At 65.6% G+C, this 22,631-nt stretch carries 17 protein-coding genes; 7 read left to right on the top strand and 10 right to left on the bottom strand.

Features of this window, described 5'->3' with window-relative positions; all coding sequences use genetic code 11:
• Positions 1–37: 37 nt before the first annotated feature.
• Both ACTHNQ_RS02730 and ACTHNQ_RS02725 read left to right on the top strand, forming a co-directional pair.
• Entirely contained in the window at positions 38–1,033 is a 996-nt protein-coding gene (locus ACTHNQ_RS02730) for an acyltransferase family protein (RefSeq protein ID WP_440330890.1), read from the top strand.
• A 257-nt stretch (positions 1,034–1,290) separates the two neighbouring features.
• Positions 1,291–5,739: a CBM96 family carbohydrate-binding protein gene (locus tag ACTHNQ_RS02725; protein WP_440330889.1), complete on the top strand. Its 4,449-nt coding sequence runs from the start codon at positions 1,291–1,293 to the stop codon at positions 5,737–5,739.
• A gap of 26 nt (positions 5,740–5,765) precedes the next feature.
• Here the strand turns inward: ACTHNQ_RS02725 and ACTHNQ_RS02720 are convergent, their stop codons facing one another.
• From ACTHNQ_RS02720 to ACTHNQ_RS02680, 9 genes are all read right to left on the bottom strand, one after another.
• Positions 5,766–7,061: an oligosaccharide flippase family protein gene (locus tag ACTHNQ_RS02720; RefSeq protein ID WP_440330888.1), complete on the bottom strand. Its 1,296-nt coding sequence runs from the start codon at positions 7,059–7,061 to the stop codon at positions 5,766–5,768.
• The gene (locus ACTHNQ_RS02715) at positions 7,061–8,329 is read right to left on the bottom strand and encodes an O-antigen ligase family protein (RefSeq protein ID WP_440330887.1); all 1,269 of its coding nucleotides are present in this window, start codon (positions 8,327–8,329) and stop codon (positions 7,061–7,063) included. Before ACTHNQ_RS02715 ends, ACTHNQ_RS02720 begins: the two co-directional genes overlap by 1 nt.
• 16 nt (positions 8,330–8,345) lie before the next feature.
• On the bottom strand, positions 8,346–9,095 hold the full coding sequence (locus ACTHNQ_RS02710; protein ID WP_440330886.1) for a hypothetical protein: 750 nt from the start codon (positions 9,093–9,095) through the stop codon (positions 8,346–8,348).
• Between the two features lie 140 nt (positions 9,096–9,235).
• Positions 9,236–10,141 (bottom strand): glycosyltransferase family 4 protein, encoded by a 906-nt coding sequence (locus ACTHNQ_RS02705; protein WP_440330885.1) that lies wholly within the window; start codon positions 10,139–10,141, stop codon positions 9,236–9,238.
• Between the two features lie 164 nt (positions 10,142–10,305).
• Complete coding sequence (locus ACTHNQ_RS02700) at positions 10,306–11,433, bottom strand: glycosyltransferase (protein ID WP_440330884.1); 1,128 nt, start codon at positions 11,431–11,433, stop codon at positions 10,306–10,308.
• Between the two features lie 46 nt (positions 11,434–11,479).
• Positions 11,480–12,628, bottom strand: a complete 1,149-nt coding sequence (locus ACTHNQ_RS02695; protein WP_440330883.1) for a DUF1972 domain-containing protein — start codon at positions 12,626–12,628, stop codon at positions 11,480–11,482.
• A gap of 28 nt (positions 12,629–12,656) precedes the next feature.
• A complete protein-coding gene (locus ACTHNQ_RS02690; protein WP_440330910.1) occupies positions 12,657–14,186 on the bottom strand; it encodes a sugar transferase in 1,530 nt (509 codons plus the stop codon).
• A gap of 355 nt (positions 14,187–14,541) precedes the next feature.
• A complete protein-coding gene (locus ACTHNQ_RS02685; protein ID WP_440330882.1) occupies positions 14,542–15,132 on the bottom strand; it encodes an arsenate reductase/protein-tyrosine-phosphatase family protein in 591 nt (196 codons plus the stop codon).
• A 1-nt stretch (position 15,133) separates the two neighbouring features.
• On the bottom strand, positions 15,134–16,567 hold the full coding sequence (locus ACTHNQ_RS02680; RefSeq protein WP_440330881.1) for a polysaccharide biosynthesis tyrosine autokinase: 1,434 nt from the start codon (positions 16,565–16,567) through the stop codon (positions 15,134–15,136).
• Between the two features lie 159 nt (positions 16,568–16,726).
• Between ACTHNQ_RS02680 and ACTHNQ_RS02675 the strand changes: the two genes are divergently transcribed.
• The gene (locus tag ACTHNQ_RS02675) at positions 16,727–17,896 is read left to right on the top strand and encodes a hypothetical protein (RefSeq protein ID WP_440330880.1); all 1,170 of its coding nucleotides are present in this window, start codon (positions 16,727–16,729) and stop codon (positions 17,894–17,896) included.
• 49 nt (positions 17,897–17,945) lie between these two features.
• Here ACTHNQ_RS02675 and galU read toward each other — a convergent pair whose 3' ends face one another.
• Positions 17,946–18,836 carry a UTP--glucose-1-phosphate uridylyltransferase GalU gene (gene galU, locus ACTHNQ_RS02670; protein ID WP_440330879.1) on the bottom strand — a complete coding sequence of 297 codons (891 nt, stop codon included), beginning with the start codon at positions 18,834–18,836 and terminating at the stop codon, positions 17,946–17,948.
• Between the two features lie 176 nt (positions 18,837–19,012).
• On the opposite strand from galU, the gene ACTHNQ_RS02665 reads away from it, so the two are divergent.
• The 4 genes from ACTHNQ_RS02665 to glmM form a co-directional block, all read left to right on the top strand.
• Positions 19,013–20,221 (top strand): hypothetical protein, encoded by a 1,209-nt coding sequence (locus ACTHNQ_RS02665; RefSeq protein WP_440330878.1) that lies wholly within the window; start codon positions 19,013–19,015, stop codon positions 20,219–20,221.
• Positions 20,222–20,433: 212 nt separating this feature from the next.
• Positions 20,434–20,880 (top strand): 50S ribosomal protein L13, encoded by a 447-nt coding sequence (gene rplM / locus ACTHNQ_RS02660; RefSeq protein ID WP_440330877.1) that lies wholly within the window; start codon positions 20,434–20,436, stop codon positions 20,878–20,880.
• A 25-nt stretch (positions 20,881–20,905) separates the two neighbouring features.
• Positions 20,906–21,382, top strand: a complete 477-nt coding sequence (gene rpsI, locus ACTHNQ_RS02655) for a 30S ribosomal protein S9 (protein ID WP_018171487.1) — start codon at positions 20,906–20,908, stop codon at positions 21,380–21,382.
• 16 nt (positions 21,383–21,398) lie between these two features.
• Positions 21,399–22,631, top strand: a 1,233-nt coding sequence (gene glmM, locus ACTHNQ_RS02650; protein WP_440330876.1) for a phosphoglucosamine mutase, incomplete at its 3' end; no start/stop codon positions are given.

Here is a 22,631-nt window from a genome sequence, read left to right as displayed (position 1 = left end):
CATGGCTCACAATATGGGAAGCGAGAGGGGACCACCCTTGGATAGAAACGCGGGAATCGATCTTGTGCGCAGTGTCGGCGTGCTTGCGATAGTTGCCGGACATGTGTGGCTTGACGAACCCGCCCACAGCCTTCTCTTTGCGTGGCATGTCCCCGTATTCTTCTTTCTTTCAGGCTACTTGTGGAAGCGCCGGACCATACGAGCGGAGTTGGCGGCGCGATCGCGGACCCTCCTCAAGCCGTACGCGTTTTGGTTCGTGCTTCTCTTGGCCGTCTTCATTGCTGTTCGCGTCGCCCAAAGGCCTTTGACGCTCGGTGCGGTCGCCGGTCCCATTTATGGCGGCATTTACGCGACCCAGCCCTTCTCGACGTTTTGGTTCGTGTTCTCCCTTTTTGCGGCCGCCCTGTTGTGGCAGCTGCTCAACGGTTCGCCACGCTGGATTCGAGCTACCGTTCTCGTGCTCGCCGTGGCGTGTACGGTATTCGCCGGCCCGGAGTTGGCTCGCACCCCCTTGGCCATCGGGACCTCCCTACCTGCACTCGTGTTCGTCGCAGCCGGAACATGGGCGCGGGAGTTTGAAACCCGGCATCAAGTCAGACCCTGGCTTGCGGCCATCGCCCTGCTCGTCGCGGGTTCCTTGGTTGTCACACATGTATCCGCGCCGGTCGACATCAAGGCGGGGGTGTGGGGGACGCCCCTGCTGAGCGCAATCGTCGGAGTCACCATTTCTTGGAGCGCGGTCGTGCTCGCAATGGCGCTCTGCAGACGAGCGTCCCTGCCGGTCTCTGCGCTTATTACCGGATTCGCGTTGTGCGGGTTCACCATCATCCTCGCGCACCCTGCGGTGCTGTGGCTCTGCAAGGGGTCCGGAATTCCTCTGCCAGCGGTCTTTGGCTTGGCTGTCATAGTCCCAGCGGCGATCTCGCTTGCCGCGCAGCGCACGGCAGCCTCGCAATGGGTAACCGGAGTTCCTCGGAGACGAGCCTCGCCAGACATGCCAGTAACAGGGAGCCGCAGCGGGGCAGCGAGCTGACGAGAGTGGATCGCCATGGAGGGCCCTTCGACGATGTGGGGCCGAGCCGGCTGACGGGGGCCGGGGCAATTCCCGTTTGCGATTTTCGCCCACCCGCTGACATGCGGCGACAGAAGCACTCTGATCCTCGCGTGGGCGGGTACCGTGAGGACGCAACCTCGCTACTTGCAACTAGTCACACCGCGTTGCGCGGACCGCGAGGAAGGGCGAGAAAAATGCGTTCGGCGAAGTTCGGCGCCCTAGCGACACTGCTGGTCATGTCGCTGGCGACAGCAAGCATCGGGGCTGCAGACACGGCCATTGCATCCCCTACGGGCCCAACAGTCTCCGATGTAACCGCAACTCACCCCAGGATACTGGCGACGACCAGTAGATGGAGTGCTCTATCGAGTCAGGTCGAGTCTGATCCTGTTTCATCGTCGCTCAGCGCGTCTGCGATCGACGCGGCGGACGACGCACTTACGGCGCCGACTGTCACCTACGACAAGCCGGATGGGGTCAGACTGCTCGACGTAAGCCGGACGGTTCTGGATCGTACCTATTCTCTCGCATACGCGTGGCGCGCCACACAGGACACGAAGTACGCAGAGCGGCTGTGGGTGGACCTGGCGGCTGCGGCTGCCTTCCCAGACTGGAATCCCAGTCATTTTCTGGACACGGCCGAGATGACACATGCATTCGCGATCGCGTACGACTGGGGGTATTCCTACTGGAGTTCTTCCCGGCGCGCGGTGCTGCGAGATGCGATCGTCCGCCTCGGGCTAACGCCTGGCGCGGCAGCCTACGCCTCCGCGGGAGCAAGTTGGCCGACGGACGTCGACAACGTGAACCTCGTGAACAACTCAGGGATGTTGCTCGGTGCTTTGGCGATCGCCGGAGACTCGACATCGGCCCTCCCGGCCGCGGTGCTAGACGCCGCTTACGCAAGTCTCCAAAACGGTCTCGGGGCCTACCATCCAGACGGCGGGTTCCCGGAGGGGCCAACCTATTGGGAGTATGCCACGCGCTACCTTGTGACACTGGCCAGCGCTCTCTCTTCAAGTACCGGATCAACGTGGGGTCTGGCCGAGACGCCCGGAATCGCAGAGACCGCTAGGTTCATGCAGGCGCTCACAGGGCCGAGCGGCAGTACGTTCGGGTTCGCCGATAGTGCGCTGCGGCCACAGCCCGGCGCGGCATACGCTGGTCTTGGCCGCTTGCTCGGCGACGGATCACTCACGGCATTGGCCGCCGATTCTGGCTCGTCCGCTTGGCCTGTTCAGCAATTGATTTGGCGCGATGCGGCAGAGGCTTTAGCAGCCCCACCGGTTGCGCCGGTGGACGCACAGTTTGATGTCGGGATCACCACGATGCGTGGTAACCCGAGCGACTCGCAGTCGTCGTTCGCCGGCTTCCGAAGTGCCAGCGAACCAACAGGGCCGCACCAACACATCGATGGGGGCGACTTCAATTTTCAGGCACTTGGCCAGGAGTGGGCTGCGGATCTCGGTCTGGAGCCAGCTACCTATGACTTGCTAGACCCAGCACGCCCCGACAATCGATGGAAGTACTACCGAATGGCATCTGAGGGGCACAACACCCTCACCGCTTCACCATTCTCGGGTGACCACGCTCTTGCGGCTGGAACGTCGCTCATCCGGTCGGGTGCGGATCCCGAGTCGGCCTTCGCGGTTTCCAACTTGACGCCGATGTTCGCGTCCGTCACTGATTGGCGTCGTGGCGTGCAGCTTTTCGATAGTCGTACACAACTGCTTGTCCAGGATGAAATTGCGGTCCCATCTCCCACCGAGTTCATGTGGTCGATGCACACCTCTGCCGACGTATCGCTCTCGGCGGATCGGCGTTCAGCGACGCTCTACCTGAACGGGCAGCGGCTCCTTGCCCGAATCGTCTCAACCGACACGGCGGAGTTCACTCTGATGGCCGCGGAACCCTTACCGACTTCGCCGCACCTTGACGACGAACCAAATACCGGCGTGCGCAAGTTGGCCGCATTCTTTACCGTAAGCGGTGTGAGCACCTTCGCGGTGCAGCTTACGCCGCTCGCAGCTGGTGCGGCTCCTGCCGCGGTTTCCGCGCTGACGCCACTCTCTCAGTGGCGATCCGATTCGGCTCCCAGCGTGCTCGCGGGCGTCACACTCAACGGCGTCGCCCTGCCGAGCTTCGCGCCGGCGACGACGGACTATCGGATGCCAACGACAGCCTCCGCAATGCCGGTGGTGGCTGCCACGGCGACTGGCGGATCGGTAGTGGTGCAGCAGGCAACGAGTACGACTCGCGTTGCGAAAGTAACTGCGACACAGCCTGGGCGCGATGCAACGACGTACACCATATCGTTCCCGTTGTCGTCAGTTGGTACGTCAACCCTTGTCGCTTCGTCCGTCGCGTCCGGATGGGCTTCCGCAACAGTTGACGGGAAGAGCGGGACATATTGGGGGGCGACATCGGGATCCTACATTCGCTGGGAACTTGCAGAACCCACAGACCTGCGGTCTATCAGGCTCTCATGGCGCGCCCCTCTCCCGGCTGTCTCATTCCGGGTTGAGACCTCAGTCGACCGTCAGACGTGGACCAAAAGATTCGAGGGCAATTCGGGGAGTAAGGCGGTGCAGGTGCTCTCCCTCGGTAGCGTCGGCAACGTAAAGCATGTCCGATTGACGCTTCTAACGTCGGGCCAGTTGGCAGAGGCGGAGTTCTTCAACTACAACGTCGCCACCGAGACCTACACTCCGCCTCCCACGACCGCCCCGGCAAAGGCTACGATCGCGGCGCCCACGCGGCTCGACGTGGGAGAGGTGTCTCCCGCGGGACTCAAAGTGACCAGTGGAGCGGGGACGGTGGTCCAGCCCGATCTGGTGCGGTGGGTATCGAGCGATCCCGACCGGGCATCCGTTTCGACGGATGGTATGGTCACGGCGCAGGCCGGCGGGGAGGCTCGCATTGGCGCAATGGCCTGGACTAACGGGGTTGCCTTGACGGCATCTTCGGAACTGTCCGTCGTGGACTCGACGCGAGTCAGAATCTACGCAAGCGCGGATTCGTATGTGCAGAGTTCTACTCCGTCGACGAACTTCGGGACCCAATATGGGATGCTCGCCAAGCCGCCGTGGAACGGCACTCCTGATCGGGTTGCGTACGTGCGGTTCGATCTGTCGTCGCTCGCTGGTCAGACGGTCACCGCCGCAGTTCTCACTGCCCAAAGTTCGTTCAGCGAGGCAACACCTGATGTCGTGCGAATGGATGCGCACATCGCGACCGAGTCTTGGGCCGAATCCACGATTACATACTCGAACAGGCCGCTGCTGGGCAGAACTGTCGGCAGCTTTCTCGCGAACCGAACGAGCCAGTTCACTTCGGCAGATATAAGCCAGTACGTGGCCTCATTCGCGGAGGATGGAGCGGGCGAACTCACCCTTGGCCTCACTCAGGACGACGTGGGTGCGGCAGCCCGTTTGGTCACCATCGCCACGAAGGAATCCGGAAGCCCGGCATACATCGATGTAACACTGGCGCCGCAAGCCCTCGAGCTCGACCGGGCGGATGCGACTGCGGGCGCGGCGGCGGCCGCAATCGACGACGATGTGGCAACGTACTGGGATTCGAATGGGGGCACAGCGAACATTCGTCTTGTACAACGTTCGGCTTCCTACGTGGGTTCGCTTGTCATTGTTTGGCGGGGCACCGCGGATGGAGTTCCTTTCAGGGTCGAATCGTCTGAGGACGGGCTCAGTTGGGTGCCGCGATTCACGGGTGCCCGCTTGGGTACCGTGGCCGAGCAGCGCGTAGCACTAGGGGCGGCGCGCGCATCCAAGTACATACGCCTGACCTTCGATGCGCGCGCAGTTATCGCCGAGCTGGACCTGTTCGGCTACGACATCACCGCGCCGGCGGCGGTCCTGCCGCCGCGTTTGTTGAAGTCGGTGTCGGTGGCTGGGGTGCCGTCGCAACTCGAGCTGGGCGACACAGCGGACGCGGTGGTGTCGGCGCGGGACAGCTTGGGTGACGTTCTTGGTGGGGTGACGACGTCGTTCTCTTCGTCGAATCAAGCCGTCGCGACCGTGTCGTCGACCGGCCGGATCACAGCGAAGGCAGTGGGCGCTGCAACCATCAGCGTCACGACTTCGGCAAACGGGCTGACGGCGTCGACCTCTGTGCCGGTGACGGTGGTGGACTCGACGCGGGTTCGCATATATGCGACGGCGGATTCGTATGTGCAGAGTTCTACTCCGACGACGAACTTCGGGACACAGTACGGGATGCTTGTGAAACCGACCTGGAACGGGACCGCGGATCGGATCGCTTATCTCCGATTCGATCTGTCGTCACTTTCCGGAATGACCGTCACGTCAGCTGTGCTGAACGCTGAGAGCGTGTTCAGCGAGGGGACGACCCCGGACGTGGTGCGGGTGGATGCGCATGTCGCGACGGGGCCGTGGGCGGAGTCGACGCTCAACTATTCGAACAAGCCGGCGTTGGGTGCAACAGTGGCCAGCTTCCCGTCGACCCGCGTCAAGCAATACGGGGCCGCTGACATCACCAGCTATCTTGCCTCGTATGCTGCTGATGGTGCTGGGCAACTCACGTTGGGGTTGACGCAGGACGATGCCGGTGCCAACGCGCGGCTGGTGACGGTCTCAAGTCGTGAGTCCGGCCGGCCCGCATACATTGACATCACGATCGCACCCGCGCCGGCGGCAGGTCAATGAGCCGACGACGAGTCGGGAGTCGTGAGTCAAGACCGGCGCGCGATTCGGCCGACGAGCGAGGCGATAGCTGTGAGATCTGAGCGGCGGACGAGGTAGAAGTGGCGTGCCTTGATGCCGAATCGTTGACGAATTTGGAAGACGTTGAAGTTGCTCGAGATCAGGTTCCCGACGAGAGTTGCCAGAGCAGCTCCCAACGCACCCAATAGGGGGACGGCGACCAAGACCACGATGATGTTGATGGCGCACGCGATCACGAGTGAGTAACTGCGCAACTGAGGGTAGCCTCTGGCGCTTAGGCCCGACCCCGCAATGGATCCGGGCACCCCGACGACGACGGCGAACAACAGGACCAACATCGTGGGTATAGCGGCAGCGAAGTCATGGCCGAAGAGGATGGGCACCCAGAAAAAGGAACTAGCGCCCAGCCCGACGGCGATACCAAAGCAGACCAGAAACGACACCCGAGCCGCGCGAGTCAGCGCCTCGTCCGCCGTCGACCGTGCATCGGACGCGAACATCACTTCCCGGACAGCGGTGTTCACGACCAACGGGAGTTCGCTGATTGTTACCGCCACCACATAGAGTCCGAGTTCGTAAGTACTGCTCAGCGGAACCATCAGAACCTGATCCACTCGCATGAGTAGCACACCCGCGACGGAACCTATCCATACTCGCGCGCCGTAGCCGACAATCGCTCGATACTTTGTTGTGGCGTCCACCTGGCCGCGCTCGAGCTTCTTCCGAACCACGAAGTAGACCAGCCCGCCCACGACCGGCGCGAGCACGATACTCAGCGTCGCGGTCAGCACGTTCAGGTTGCCGGTGACGACCAGGGCCAAGATCGCGCCGAGACGAAGCAGCGGACCTAGAGCGCGCTCGAGTGCAATGGCAGTCCACATTCCCAGACCCGCAGCCACACCTCTCAAGAGTCCCACGAGGATGGTCGGGATAATTGCAAGTGCTGCAAGGCTGATAAGTGCCGATAGATCCGCTTGGGCACCAGCGAGGTACGGCGCGGCAACGAGGGCGATCAACGTTGCGATCGCGCCAGTCGCCAGCAGCAAGAGAAGTGCGCGACGGCGCACAGCCCTCATAGCGCGTTCGTCTCGGGCAATGAAGTAGGTCGCCGCCTCAGGAATACCTATTGTCGCGAGTGTCGAGACGAGCAGGAATGGCGCTGTAGCAGCGGCGACCTCGCCTCGTCCATCCACTCCGAGGGAATGCGCCAGGATAGGGGCGCTGGCTAAACCCGCCAGCGGGCCGACGACGTTTCCAAGTATGTTCTTGATGACGCCGCTTGAGAGCCCACTAGTAGTTGCCATCATTGCTCCTTGAGGAGAAGATCGGGCGTTCGCTTCCTCAGACGGGAATCCGCGGCGAGGCCCGCGACGGAGGAGACGCCGATGAAGAACCATGCCATCAGCCCGAACGCGCTCGTACTCAGAAAAGAGCTGTACGCGAAGCCCCAGACGATACCGATTGACCCCGGCAGAAGGTAGGTGACACCTGCCGAGCGGCCCAGCAGTACTGCCCAGACTTGCAGCGCAAGCAGAGTGACGACGAACACGGTTCCGTAATCGATCGCGGTTGCGAGATAAGCGTTCTCGAAACTCGACGAAAGATTCTCAAGGCTATAGCCGTAGGAGAAGCCGGGGCCGTTTCCCGTAAGCAAGTTGTCGGTGACGAGCTGAATTCCAACGCCGAAAGCGCCTTCCCTCGCATCGCTCGACGCCGTGCCGCGGTCGCCGAACCGATCCAGGAGCTCAGTGGCTAGCGTGCTCGTCATGAAGAGAATCGTCGTAGCACCAAGGACCGCGGCGATGAAAATACCCGTAACGGCGTTTCGGCTGTGCGTGATCAAAACCCACGCGAGAACTGCGACCGCGGCGACAATGCCTACCCGCGATCCGGACACAAAGACTCCGCCAGCAATAACGATAGAAACGATGACCGCTAGTGGTGTCCGCCGTACGGCCGCGACCAAGGGGAGTGCCATCGTCAAGAAGGCGGCAAGATCGAGTGGGCTGTCCAAGGTCCCGATAGAACGATTCAGAGCGGATGACCACCAGTAAAAGGTGGCGTAGTACTGCTCGAAGAGCAGCACCGATCCAGTCGCCTTCTGGAGCATGGCCAGGATTGCTTCGAATGTCGCCAGAAAGAGGACAAAGCTGGTCAGCTGTCGCCAAACGTGCTTGCCGACTCGAGAGACGGAGACCGTCACGGCAAAGAATGCCGCGATCGGTGCTGCATACTGCAGCAGGAACGATGACGGACTTCCCCAGACGAGCGTGATCAGAATCGTGGACACCACCACCCAGGTCACGAGTAGGACCGCGAAGGTGTGGCGACTGGTGCGACCGAGGGGTGGGGCCGTCGTTGAAAGCAAAGTCACCACAGTGCCTGCGAGGAACAACCACACTGATGGATGGAGGGTGGAGAATACGCCTGCCGAGGACAGCCATTCCCGCGTCGCGACCTTGGGAAGAATGACCATGGCTGCGGCCGCAACTGAAAGCCATACTGCCGGGCGGTGGCGGAAGACGATGGCAAGCAGGAGTGACGCGGCCACAATTGTCAGGAGGAGGGTCATATTGCGCCAGTCGTCGTCACTCAGCCGATCGCGCGGCCTGCCGAAGCATGCTGAGCGACTTTGGGTCGTACGTGTGGCCTATCTGTTGGTCGTTGGCGTTCCGGGCAGTGTTCGTTCGATGAAGGGCGACTTCCTGGGTCGACGCAATTTCAGGGAATTTAACGGGCCGACGCCGGATCTGCCGGACAAGTCGACCATGAATGACGGCTTGGTAATGGAGCCAGACGTCGTCCGCTTTGGGGGTTACGTCGATAAAACGTTCGCCAGCGTGCTGCAACTCGGCGAGGAACTCCGGCGGATAAAGCACTCCAGAGACGCCCGTCGCAAAGTTCAAGGCGGAAGGCTCAGTGCCCGACACTGGAGGCCACGAGTTGTAGGGAGCTAGCTTTGCCGGAGACTCCAACACCACCCGATGCGCTCGATAGCAAACGATCGCGTGTGGTGTCCGAGAGGCGGCCCGTTGGAGTCTTTCGAGCCAGGTGCGCGGATAGAGCGAGTCGTCGTCCGCCGTCACGAGAGGCAGTTCGGTGTCGCGGTCAGAAACGACGTACGGGAAGTACTTCGTGTGTGGCCCGAATGCGGCCGGGCTCGGCAGGATCTCCAGACCGCGAGTTCGCAAACGCTTCAGATTCTCGGGAAGGTCACCATCGGACACATCGGGATCTGTCCAGACGATAAGGCGCGCGGGGCGCGAGCTACCCCTTCCGATCGACTCGATGGTCAGGTGGACGCTCTGCAGCCGCTGACCGTAGCTTGTGAGGCTCACGACGACGGGATTGCGGGGGTCAACAAGCGGTCGCCGCGAATGCTCGGAAGAGTGTCTCAGCGATGGCGTTCGAACAGCGGCAACTACCCGCCGTGTCTCCTTCGCGGCTCTCCGTGTCAGCCGGCCTAACTGATCCCTGCTCACGCGGCCCGCCTCCCGAGCAGCGCGGCGGCCTGCGTCGCCGCTCGGCTCACCGACGCGTCTATCGTCAGAGCTGCCGCATTCTGACTGACGTGATCCGAGACCCTGCGGCGCAATTCGTCGTCGTCGATGAGCGCCCGAGCGGCCGAGGCCCATGCAAGAGGGTCGGAGTTGTTCAACACGCAGAGATTGCTGAGGAGGGGGTCGGTGAACAGCAGCGGCGCCGCGCCGTAATCGCTCGAGAGTATTACCGGGAGACCGGCGGCGGCAGCTTCTACCGCGCTACGACCGAATGCTTCACGCGACGAGGTACCGAGGTAAATGGAGGCGTCGTTCCACAGCGACTCGGCCGGCGCCCACCCGGCCCACTCCAGGCCTGCTATGTCCTTCGCCCTCAGGTTCGCCGACAGGGGGCCCTCTCCATAAATGCGACCGCGATGACCAGTGCGCTCCACGACCTCGAGGAAGAGCTCAGGTCGCTTGTCGATGTCGATGCGCCCCGCCCACACCAGGGGGAGGGCGCCATTCTCACCCCAGGACAGTCGATGGATCGCTGCGATTCCGGCGGGAACGATGAGAGCACGACGGGCAGACGCGAACTCGGATGCGAGCACCGGGGTAGTCGCCCAGACCTCGTCGGCTCGGCGAAGCGCCCTGGTCTCTAGCGCCATCAGACCAAGTCGGCGCAGGTTCGACTGCTCACCGGATGCCGGCCAGGGCTTTCCTCGGACCCAGGCAACCCATGCGGTGTCGCGTCGATGTCGCGACTTAGTCATCGCGATGTCGCTCTGCGAAATGAGGGTGATAACGACGTCCGCATCCTGAACTTCGGCCGAGGAGTCGATGACGGTGGCGATGTCGCGCAGGCTGGATGGTCCGTGTCGATCAAAGGTGAACTCATTCACGCCGGGCGTCTCTACCGGTGCGCCAGGTGCGTCGGGTCGCATTCCCAGCAGCGCCGACCAATCAAGGCCCTGCGCGGATGCAGATCTGATCAAGTCATGGGCAGAGCGATAGACACCGCTCCGGGCCATGAGTGGAATCGCGACAAGAACCACGCGAGGCGAGCTCATGCCCTCGCACCCACCAGGCGTAGCCGACCGAGTATGTAGTCTGCCTTGCCCTCCCACCGAACCTCACTCGGCAGCGTCGATACGTGCCGAGGTACGCGTTGGCCTTCGCGTGCGCGCTCCGAGATCCATGGCACATGGAGGGTCGGCTCAGCGACGGTGACCGCGTCCAAACCCCTGCTGCGTGCGCCCGCGACCGGTGTCGTCAGCACAGGCAGTCCCGCCGCACGGTACTCGTAGGTCTTGATGACGTCGCCGCCGACCTCGCCCTGCCCGACACGGTGCGGAACCCATCCGACATCGAAGCTTTGAAGGAGGGCCGGTACGTCTTCGTAGAAGACATCGCCGAGCATCCGGATGTTCGGCTCGGCTTCCATCGGTTTCTTGTACTCGCTATCGAGCACGGGGCCCGCGAATACAAAGTTGACGCTTGGGAGCTGCCGTGCGGAGTCCAGGATGAGGTCGAGATCGAGCCGCTTCCCGATCTTGCCTACGTAGCCCACAGTGAGAGGTCCACTTGCGGTTGAGGCCGGATTGAATCGCTCGGGGTCGCAACCATTGGGCAGGAAGACGACATCTTCCCGACCAAAACGACGTGCAAGTTCGACAGTTCCCTCCGCGTTCGCCGTCACCACGGAAGCATGGGCGAACAGTTTCTCGTAGGCGCGGATGACCTCGGCGCGTACTCCCTCGAATGCGTAGTGGATGGTCCAGTCATCAAGCAGGTCGAAAGCGACCGGGACGCCGGACGACACGATGGTGGGCCATGCGGAGGACAAGGAAAGGAATGGGTTCCAGGTGATCACCGGAGTGGTCAAGTCGGGAACTGCATGGTGATAGGCGTTGACTGAATCCAGCCACCAACGCTGGCGATCGCCGAACGACGGTAGTTTCCAGATGAACGTCGAAGCCGCGACTGTGTTCTTCGCCACGCTGCTCGGCGAGTACCTGCGGACCGGGGCGAGCACCCGGGGCTCGGGCCGGGATGCGACGAGCACTGGACCCTGCGACTCAAGCTTCTTGCCGAACCACTCGATGAGGTGGCCGTCACGTGTCCGATAGCCCTCGTTGGAGAGCTTGTGCTGGCCGTGCATCGGGAACGCCACCAAGGCGGGAATGGTGCTCAAGTCTGCTGCCCTCTGAGTCGGCGAATGGATGATCTAGGGAGGCGCGTCAGACGCGCGTTCCAGCATCGACCGGGTGGGTCGACTGCTCGGTCGGTTGAGGAACGACGAGGAGGGTACGAAGTGATTCATCGTATCGGCCACACACCATCGCCCACGTGTACTCGGCCTCGGCGCGGGCGCGCGACAGCTTAGCTGCGTCGCTTTGGCGCGTCTTCGATCCGAGCATCTCCAGCATGGCCTGCGCGATCGCCGTCGGATCAGGGGAGGTGAAGGCGCCTTCGCCGCCGAGCACCTCTCGGTTGTACACCGTGTCGCGCGCCACGATAGGCGCTCCGGCGGCCATCGCCTGCACAAGCGCCGGGTTGGTGCCACCGACGCTGTGTCCGTGAAAGTATGCCCCCGCGTGTTGCCAGAGGGAAAAGAGTCGCTTGTCGTCGGCAACGTGACCGAACCATGCGACGTTATCGTTCGCGTCGGCGAGGTCGCGTACGGCGTCGTCTAGTTCGCCGCCGTACCCCGTCGAGCCGACGAATATCACCTTGTGTGTTCTCGAGATCTCTCGGGCGGCCTCGATGAACTCGGGAACGGTGTTCTCCGGGACGAAGCGTGCGACGATCAGCGCGTACTCACCGGACTCGTACCCCGCCTCCACAGGGAGATCTGCGACGGGGTCGCCGCCGTAAGGAATAAAGACTCCGTCGCGGCCGAACTCGCTTCTCCAGAAACGTGCGATCTCTCGGGCGTCATAGACGAGCTCGTCGCCGTAGCGCGCCGTGAGTGCAGCCCCCCGCTTGAACACCGACCGGGCGAGCAGTCCCCACTTCGCGCGAACCCACTCGATTCCGTCGACATTCACCAAGGTGGGAATGCCAGCGCGCCTAAGGCGACGGAGGAAGAAGCCGTTGGCAACGTTCATGACCAGCGCGACATCCGCGCCGCGCTTGATGGCGTCGCGGGAGGCGGTGAAGCCGTAGCTCAACGTGCTCAGCGATCTCTTCTCCAGGCCGCGGGTGTAGACGACGTTCACACGCGGGTCCCGGTCGGGATCGTTCGTACGGACGGCGCCCTCGCGCGAGTAGACGGTGACAGTCCAGCCGTGCTCGACCAGGTACGGTGCCAGTTTACGAACCGCGGTCTCGAAACCCCCGTAGTAGCTGGGGTATCCACGCGTGCCGATGATCGCGACGTGGGGCATGAGTCTCTCCGGTCTCGAAGGGGTGAAATCAGGCGGCGGTCGATCCGGGGGCGAGCACGGCCTTGCCTGTCTTGAGGAGGATCACCAGGTCGCCGAGCAGGGTCCAGTTCTCGACGTACGAGAGGTCGAGGCGCACCGAGTCTTCCCACGAGAGCGTGGAACGACCACCGACCTGCCATGCCCCGGTAATGCCAGGCTTGGCGAGGAACCGGCGGTGCACATGATCGGCGTACTGCTCGACCTCGCTGGGGAGCGGCGGGCGCGGACCGACGAGCGACATCGACCCTCCGATGACATTGAAGAGCTGGGGCAGCTCGTCCAGGCTGTACTTGCGCATGAACCGACCGACGGGCGTGATGCGAGGGTCGTTCGCCATCTTGAAGAGCACCTCGTTGCCGGCGTCGCGCTGCTGCGCGGCCAGTTCCGGCAAGAGCTCCTCGGCGTTCTGCACCATCGAGCGGAACTTCAGCATCGTGAATTCTCGGCCCCTCAGCCCGATGCGGGTCTGGCGGAAGAAGACCGGACCTTCGCTCGTGAGGCGGACCGACATGGCGAGGAACGCGAGGAGGGGGCTCAGGAGGATGACACCCAGCACGCTCGCCGTGAGATCCGTCGCGCGCTTGAGGAACAGCTGCCCCTTGCTGAACCGCGGCGTCTCCACATGGATGAGCGGAAGGCCTGAAACCGGACGAGTGTGGATGCGGGGTCCGGCGATGTCGACGATGCTGGGCGCGAGTACCAGGTGCTGCCGCCCCGCTTCGAGGCCCCACGAGATCTGCTTGACCTTGAACGGAGGCAGCTCGTCGGTGCTGGTGACGACGACCGTGTCGGCGCGAACGGCCGCCATGGCGCCCGAGACGTCGTTGACGTTGCCCATGATCGGGATGTCTGACCCGGCGATCGTCGCGGCGACGCGCCCGGTCGGGACGCAGGCGCCAACCACGTGGTAGCCCGCGCGCGGCGCGCGCTGAAGCTCGTGCGCGATCTCGGCGACGGAGGACTCCGACCCGACCAGGAGGACACGCGCCGCGAACTCGCCGCGCACGCGCTGAGCGAGAAGCCAGCGGCGCCACAGATAGCGCTCGGCCATCAGCAGGAGGATGCCTGCGGGCAGAGCGATCAGGAGATACCCCCGGGCGACGTCGAGCTGAAGAAGGAACGAAGCGATGATGACGACGCTGAAGACGACGAAGCTCGAGTTGGCGACGCGGACGTACTCGGTCGAGCCGGTTCCGACCACGCGCGAACTGCGCGAGTCGGCCATGCCGAGACCGACGATCCACAGGGTGGTGAGGATGGCCGAGAAGAGCCAGTACGAGACGTCGTTCAGGCGGTGGTCCGCGCGGATGGACACATCGACGTTTCCGGTGCCGAACCAGATCAGCTGCGTCGTGTACACGACAGCGACGAGAACGAGCAGGTCGCTGATCCACAGCCGACGCGCGTAGCGCGTAGCCCAGGCCCGTTGCGTGCGATGTCCTTCGCCGGCCCGTGTCCCCGTGCGAGGAGTCTCGGCGGTGTCAGCGATTGCCTGCTGCGACGGACGAACCGGCTCCATCACGGTCCCGCGCGAACGCGCGAGCGAGAGGGACGATTCGACGTTCACATCCACTGTCACGGAAGCCCCCTTTGTAGTGCGAAACCGGCGCTGGAGACCTCACTCGGGCGCGGTGTAGCAGGGCGCCTGATGAGGTCGCCTGCGAACCCTCCCTTGTGTTCAGGAGGCTACTTGGCGGGGGTCGCCGACGTCAGCGAGAGTCCGGGGCTTGGCGCGATACGGCACGGCTGCCGTCGCGATCTGGCCCTGCTGTCCGCCGAACGGTGGACAAGGCGCTGGAGGCCGACCAACACGCGACACGAACGCGTAACACGCGGTTCATCGGCGCCGGCTGTTGGTCACCCGGGACGGCGGCTCAGCGCTCGGCTGCCTTCATGAGGAATTCGCCCACGGCAGCGGCCGCGGGAACGAGTTGAGACGCGGACTGCTCGTAGACGGCGTCCGATTGGCGGTAGGGGTCGATCACATCGAGGTCGTCCGGGGAGGGGAGCGGCTCCACGACACCACGCAGGGCTGACGCGAGCCCGACCGCGGCGCGGAGAGCGTCGGTGGCATCCGGCGTTCCCGCGACTTCGCCGGCCAGTTCGTCGTCGCTGATCCCCGCTGCGATATTCGCCAGCTCGCGGATGGTGAAGGTCTTCCGCGTCGCGGCGGGAGTCAGTTCGACCAGGGCCCTGCGGTGCTCCCTCGACATGGCGAGCACCAGATCGGCGTTCCGGACGAGGTCGACCGTCACCTGTCGGCCGACGTGGTCGGCAGCATCTGTCACGCCCAGCCGGCCGGCGAGGGCGAGCGCGGGCGCAGGCATCCCGACGCCGACGAGCGCGCTCACGCCCGCGCTCTCCACAGTGGCGTCCAGGGGACGGAGGTGCGCGCGCAGCAGCTGCTCGGCGAGTGGGCTGCGGCAGATGTTGCCTGTGCAGACGGTGAGGATCCGGAAGGTCATCTCACGCTTCCGCCGCGCGGGGCGTGCGAACCTCGCCGGCTGACTGGCTCTTCTCGCGGATGTCGTGAGTGGCGCTGTACGCGTAGCTGCCGTAGCCATAGCTGTCGGGACCCTTGGTGGGCAGCATCGTGACGATGATTCCCAGCAGCCGGCTGCCGATGCCGTCGAGCGCCTTCACCGCGCTCTCGAGCTGCGGCTTCTTGGTCGCACCCGAGGCGGCGACCAGGATTGCGCCGCTCGTGTATTTGGAGACGACGGCGGCGTCGGTGACGAGCAGCAGCGGCGGCGCGTCGATGAGCACGTAGTCGAAGGCCTCGGTGAGCGTGTGCAGTGTCTTCTGCATCGCCTGGCTGCCGAGCAGCTCAGAGGGGTTCGGAGGAATCCGGCCCGCCGGCAGCACGAAGAGCCTGCCGCGACCCCAGCGTTGCAGGACGTCCCGCAGCTCGGCGTTGCCGATGAGCACATCGGTGAGCCCGACGCCGCCCTCGATGCCCATGTACTCCGCCACGCGTGGCAGACGCAGGTCGCCGTCGACGAGTGCCACGCGAGCGCCCGCCTCGGCGAGGGCGATGGCGAGGTTGGCCGCCGTCGTCGACTTTCCCTCGCTGGGTCCCGCGCTCGAGATCACGAACGAGCGCGAGCCGCCGTCGTGATCGACGTCGACGAACTGCAGATTCGTTCGGAGTGTGCGGAACGACTCCGCCCGCGGGTTCATCGGGTCGGCGTGCACGATGAGCGGACGCTTCTTGCTCTCGGGGTCGAAGGCGATGCCGCCGAGCACGGGTTTGTCGGTGACCTGCTCGATGTCGTGGGTCGAGTGGATGCGCGTATCCAGCACGGTGCGCAACACGGCGAAGCCGATACCCGCAGCGAGGCCGAGCAGCAGGCCCAGAGTGACGTTCAGCGGAGTGTTCGGGCTCGACGCCGAGGTCGGCACCAGCGCTGGCTGAATCGTCTTGATGCTCACGAGGCTGGGGGTGTCGCCCTCGGGCTTCTCGAGCTCATTCACGACAACATCGGCGAAATTCGCGCCAACTGAGTTGGCGATGGCAGCGGCCTGCTCGGGGTCCTCGTCGGTGACCGTCGCCGAGATGATGACGGTGTTGGCAGGGACGGATGCCGTCACCTCGCGCCGGAGCTCGGCCGACGTCATGTCGAGGTCGAGATCGTCGATGACGCGGTCGAGGACGACCGCGCTGTCGACCACGTCGACGAACGAGGTGACAGCCTGCCGCGCGTAGGTCGTGCCTTGCGCCAGCTCGCCTACGACGCCGCTGTCGGAGGCACGAACGGAGACGTACAGCTGCGTCGTGGCCTCGTAAGTAGGGGTCTTCAGAAGCGACCAGCCGAAGCCCACGGCGGCACCCAGGACGGTCAACGAGAGGATGAGCACCCAGTTGCGGTGCAGGATTCGTACGTAGTCGCGCAGTTCCAAAGTCTCGTCCCTTTCAGCGCGTTCACTGTGCTGCGACCACCAGGACCGCGCACGGGGTGAGCGCGCGCGGCTCGCTGGGGCGATTGTAGCCTTGCCGTGCCGTCGGCCGACACGCGCAACACATTCCTCCGGCCGGTCCCGTCGAACCAAGGAGGCTCCGTGAACACGCTCGACGATCTCTTCGACGACGCCGAGGGGCGTCCGCAATCCGCGTCGTCGGTCGACGCCCGTGACGTCGAGCGACTCCGCAGCTTGGTCGGCGCAGCATCACCAGCGGCGGGCAGCCGGGGCGGAGGTTCGGCATCCGAGCAGCGCCTCCTGTCCGACATCGTCGGCGAGGCCTCTGCGAGTTCGGCAGCGCCAGGTGCCGCGGAGACCGGACGGGCCGATGCCGGCTCGCCGGCGGGGGTCACCAAGGTGAAGACGCAGCGTCGGACTGCCGGCGATTGGGTCAGCGTCGGAGTGGCCGTGACCGCCGTGGGGGCGGTCCTGGCCGTGGGTGCGCTGGCGATCGTCCAGCGCACCACCGCCGACGATGTCTCACAGGCGACGCGAAGCCTCCGCGAGCAGGAGGCGGAGCTCCGCAACCGGATCACGACGCTGGAGACTTCGTTGAGCCTGTACGGGTCCGCCGTCACGGACGCGACTGCGGTCGCCGAGTCGGCCGAGCCGGCCCTCGCCGCGCTGGAGGGCAAGAGCGACGAGGCCGCCAGAGCGACCGCGGTGCAGGCGGTTGCGGGCTTCCGCGAAGCCCTCGCCGCACTCGACGTGCCCGCGGACGCGACGACGTATGCGCGCGGCACCGCCACGCCGACCGATCTCGCCGCCGCCGCCGCCCGGCTCGACGAAGTGCGCGCGCGGGCGCTCGAGGTCGACGGGGCGATCGATGACACCCGCGAGGCGCGGTCGGCTGTGGCCGCCACCCAGTCCGGGCTGCTGGCTGCGCTCGCAGCGTTCGGGGCCACCGTGCCCGCGTCCGGCGGCATGATCGCGGAAGAGAACCCCTATGCCTCCGATGCCTATCGTGCGGCCGTCCTGGCGACCGCGGACGACATCGTCGCCGCTCAGCGTCGGGGAGAGAGCGGGGCTGCGCAGATGACGGCGTACGGGCAGGCCGTGGATGCCTTGCGCATCGAGAACCAGCGCGTCATGGACGCACGTACGCCGGTGCGCCAGAACGCGGGCGGATGGGCGCCGCCGCGGACGACCACCCCCGTGCCGACAGAGGAGTCCACGCCTGAGGTGCCGCCCGCAGACACCGGTACCGAGCCGGGGACGGATCCGCTCACGCCGGACCCCGGCCCCACCTCGTCCTCGCCCACTCCGTGAGAACGGGCCGACAGGCGCTGTGCGCGCCGGCCCGGGCGTGCCTCTTCGCTCAGAGGGTCGGTGCGAGATCCTTGATCCATGCGCCGAGCGCCGGTCCGAGATCCTCGCGATCGAGGGCGAGCTGGATGCTGGACTTGAGGTAGTCGAGACGGTCGCCGGTGTCGTATCGACGGCCACCGAACACCACGCCCAGCACCGGGCCGGCGATCTGCTCGTCGCCGGCGAGCTGTTCGAGCGCGTCGGTCAGCTGGATCTCGCCGCCCTTGCCAGGCTCGGTGCGCTCGAGCACCTCGAAGATCTCGGGCTTGAGCACGTAGCGGCCGATGATGGCGAGGTTGCTCGGTGCCTCGTCGGCAGAGGGCTTCTCGACGAGGGCCTTGATCTTCACGACGTCGACGTCGTCGGTCGCTTCGACATCGGCGCAGCCGTAGAGGTGGATCTGACTGGGGTCGACCTCCATGAGGGCGACGACGGTCGCAGACTGGCCCTGCGAGACCTCGATCATGCGGGTGAGGAGCGGGTCGCGGGCGTCGATGAGGTCATCGCCGAGCAGCACCGCGAACGTCTCGTTCCCGACATGCTTCTGTGCGCGCAGGACGGCGTGACCGAGTCCCTTCGGGTCGCCCTGACGCACGAAGTGGACGTCGGCGAGGGAGCTGGCCTCCATCACGCGTTCGAGCTTGGTGAGATCACCCTTCTTCTCGAGGGTGTCCTCCAGTTCGGTGACGCGATCGAAGTGATTGGCGAGCGCGTTCTTGTTGCGTCCGATGATCACCAGGACGTCATCGATACCCGCCGCGACGGCTTCCTCGACGACGTATTGGATGGCCGGCTTGTCTACGACAGGGAGCATCTCTTTCGGCAGGGCCTTGGTCGCCGGGAGAAAACGGGTTCCCAGACCGGCGGCGGGGATGACGGCTTTGATCGATGGTGTGCCCATGCGAGGGAGATTAGGGGCCTCTCATGAAGTGCGCGTTACGGGAGAAGTCGTTCCCGCGCCACTCGCGCGGCTGTCGGGGCTTGGACCCCGGCGGGAACGTCGCGAATTGGATGGCGCGTGTCGCAAAACGGGATAGCCTAGCGCTGTTCCGCCGTGACACAGGAAGGCGCGCGACGTTGGTCCGCAAGCCCGAAGCCGGCAGCTCCAGCCGCGATGACGGCATCCCCCCGGACGATGCCGACGGTCGTTCGCGCGCGCTGGCCGACTTCTTCGGCACGACCTCCGTCTCAACGGCGCCCGTGGTGCAGCAGCAGGAGGATGGCGACCGACAGGACCGCCTGGCCTCGTTCTTCGAGGAGCCCGCGAGCCGCCAGCCGGGCCCGCGCCGCACCTCTGCCGTCGCGCCGACTTCCACGCCTGCGGAGGTCGGCGTCGCGCCGCGCAAGAAGGAGAAGAGCGCGCGGGCCGTGAAAGTCGTCGGAGCAGGCAGCCCGCTTCAGGGGCACTTCGCGTCGACTCCGCGCGGAGTTCGCGCGTGGCGCAAAGGAGTGTGGTGGGCGATCGGGAGCTCGGTCGTGCTGGTCGGGGCCTTGGTCGGCGCGGCCGCGTACGTTGCGCAGATCACCGCGGCGCAGGAAGCCGAACTGGCGGCTGCGATCGCGGACGTCGAGGAGGCGGCGGACGATGCAGGCCCGCCCGTCTCGGCGATGGATGCTGCATACGCGGACTACGAGACGAAGGCCGCTGCTGCCCGCGGTGCGGCTGAGAGCGCCGGAGCCGCCCTCAGTGCCGTCGGCGGTATGGCTGATCAGCCCACCCTCGACGCGGCGACGTCCGCCCAGGGGGCGCTCGTCGCGCTGCTCGACAGTGCCGTGCTCCCTGAGCATCCAGAGGAGTACTCGCCGCCGCGCGCCGAGACGATCGACGACGTGACGGAGGCCAAGGCGGCGGTCGCCCAGGCGCACCGGTACGTGACCGCCGTCGAGGATGCGACGGCGCAGGTCATCGCGGCTACCGCAGCGTTGGCGCAGCAGGCGACGGTGCTCGCTGATGCGCAGCGCGCGCTCGGCGCCAGCCTGCCGGCCACGGCGGAGTCCATCAATGAGCAGAACCCGCGCGCGCTGGAGTCGTTCCGCGACGCCGTGACGAACGCGGCGGCGGCCGTCGGTGCGGCGCAGGCGGCGGGTGGCAGCGGCGACGCGGAACTGCAGGCGTACGCGGCAGCCGTGGCCGCCCTGCGTGCCGACCAGCTGCGTGCGGAAGAAGCCGCGTCGCGACGAGTACCGCCGGCGAACCCGGCGCCGGCGCCTCAGCCGACCCCGGAGCCGGCTCCGACGCCCACCCCGGAGCCGACGACGGAGCCCGTCGTGCCCCCGACGCCGTGAGCCGCGGGCATGTGCCCGCCTGCCGGGAGCGGGCGCGCGAGTTTGGTCAGCGCGCCCTTATGTCGTAGAGTTGACGTTTGGTGTCCGGCTCAGCTGACCCGGCATCGCGAACGTGAGCCCTCCACTGGCGTGTTCGCCTCTCATCGAGAGGAGAACCACCCCGGAGTGGGATTCACGAACCTCTCCGTTCGAATCAAGAAAGCAGCACTACTGTGACGCGCACTTACACCCCCAAGGCTGGCGAAGCCCAGCGCGAGTGGCTGGTCATCGACGCAACCGACGTCGTCCTCGGCCGCCTCGCCTCGCACGCCGCCGCGCTCCTGCGTGGCAAGCACAAGCCGACCTTCGCCCCCCACATCGACCAGGGCGACTTCGTCATCATCATCAACGCCGACAAGGTCGCGCTGACGGGCCAGAAGCTCGAGCAGAAGAAGGCCTACCGCCACTCCGGCTACCCGGGCGGGCTCAAGTCGGTCACCTACTCGGAGCTCCTCGAGAAGAACCCCGTGCGCGCCGTCGAGAAGGCCGTCCGCGGCATGCTCCCGAAGAACTCGCTCGGCGCTGCTCAGCTGTCGAAGCTGAAGGTGTACCGCGGTGCCGAGCACCCGCACGCCGCGCAGAAGCCCACCGCGTACGTTTTCGACCAGGTCGCCCAGTAAGCGCCGCACAGAACAGGACACACTGATGGCGAACATCGAAGAGAACCCCACGAGCTACTCCACCGAGTCCCAGGTCGACGAGACCGTCGTCGCCGCCGAGCGCCCTGTGCTCTCGGTCTCGGGCGCGGCTGTCGGCCGCCGCAAGCAGGCCATCGCCCGCGTGCGCGTCATCCCGGGCTCGGGCACCATCACGGTCAACGGCCGTGCGTTCGAGGACTACTTCCCGAACAAGCTCCACCAGCAGCTCATCACCGACCCCTTCACGGTGCTCAACCTCACGGGTGCGTACGACGTCATCGTCCGCATCTCGGGTGGTGGCCCCTCGGGCCAGGCCGGCGCGCTGCGCCTCGGCATCGCCCGTGCGCTGAACGAGATCGACGTCGAGAACAACCGCCCGACCCTCAAGAAGGCCGGCTTCCTCTCGCGCGACGCCCGCGTCATCGAGCGCAAGAAGGCTGGTCTCAAGAAGGCCCGCAAGGCGCCGCAGTACTCGAAGCGCTGATCGGCTTCATCTCCGCATGCCGATCTTTGGCACGGATGGGGTGAGGGGGCTGGCCAACGGCCCCCTCACCGCCGATCTCGCACTGTCCCTGGCCCAGGCGACCGCCGTCGTCCTGGGCCAGGGCCGTTCCGCCGAGGCCCGCAAGGCCGCCGGCAAGCGCCTGACCGCCGTCGTCGCACGCGACCCGCGCATCTCGGGACACTTCCTGAGCGCCGCGGTCGAGGCCGGACTGGCTTCGTCGGGCGTCGACGTCTATGACGCCGGCACCCTGCCGACGCCCGCCACGGCGTTCCTGATCGCCGACATCGACGCCGACTTCGGCGTCATGATCTCGGCCTCGCACAACCCGGCACCCGACAACGGCATCAAGATCTTCGCCCGCGGCGGCGTGAAGCTCCCCGACCTCGTCGAGGAGCGCATCGAGGCCGCCATGGCAGGGCCGAAGCTGCTGCCGACCGGGGCCGACGTCGGCCGGATCAGCCGGTTCTCCGACGCCGAGGATCGCTACGTCGTCCACCTGCTCGGCTCGCTGCCGCACAGGCTGGACGGGCTGCACGTGGTGCTCGACTGTGCGCACGGCGCGGCATCCGGAGTCTCGCCAGAGACGTTCCGCGACGCCGGCGCGCGGGTGACGGTCATCGGCGCCGACCCCGACGGACTCAACATCAACGACGGCGTGGGCTCGACGCACCTCGAGGTGCTCGCCAAGGCCGTCGTCGAGCACGGCGCCGACGTGGGCATCGCGCACGACGGCGACGCCGACCGGTGCCTCGCCATCGACGCAAACGGCAACGTCGTCGACGGCGACCAGATCATGGCGATCCTGGCTGTGTCGATGAAGTCGCGCGGTCGCCTGAAGGACGACACGCTCGTCGCCACCGTCATGAGCAACCTCGGCCTGCACCGTGCGATGGCCGAGCACGGCATCCACGTCGAGACGACGTCCGTCGGCGACCGCTACGTCCTCGAGCGCATGAACGAGGGCGGCTTCTCGCTCGGCGGCGAGCAGTCGGGTCACGTCATCATGAGCGATTTCGCGACGACCGGCGACGGCGTGCTCACCGGCCTGCACCTGGTGGCCGAGATGGCCCGCACCGGCAAGTCGCTGGCCGAGCTCGCGTCGATCATGACCGTGTACCCCCAGGTGCTCGTCAACGTGAAGGGCGTGGACCGCACGCTGGCCGGCACCGACGAAGTCGTGCAGGACGCCGTCGCCCGCGCCACTGCGGCGCTCGGCATGTCGGGCCGC

The sequence above is a fragment of the Microbacterium sp. genome, from assembly GCF_051953575.1.
Taxonomy (GTDB): Bacteria; Actinomycetota; Actinomycetes; order Actinomycetales; family Microbacteriaceae; genus Microbacterium.
This window is presented reverse-complemented; position numbering and strand designations above follow the sequence as displayed.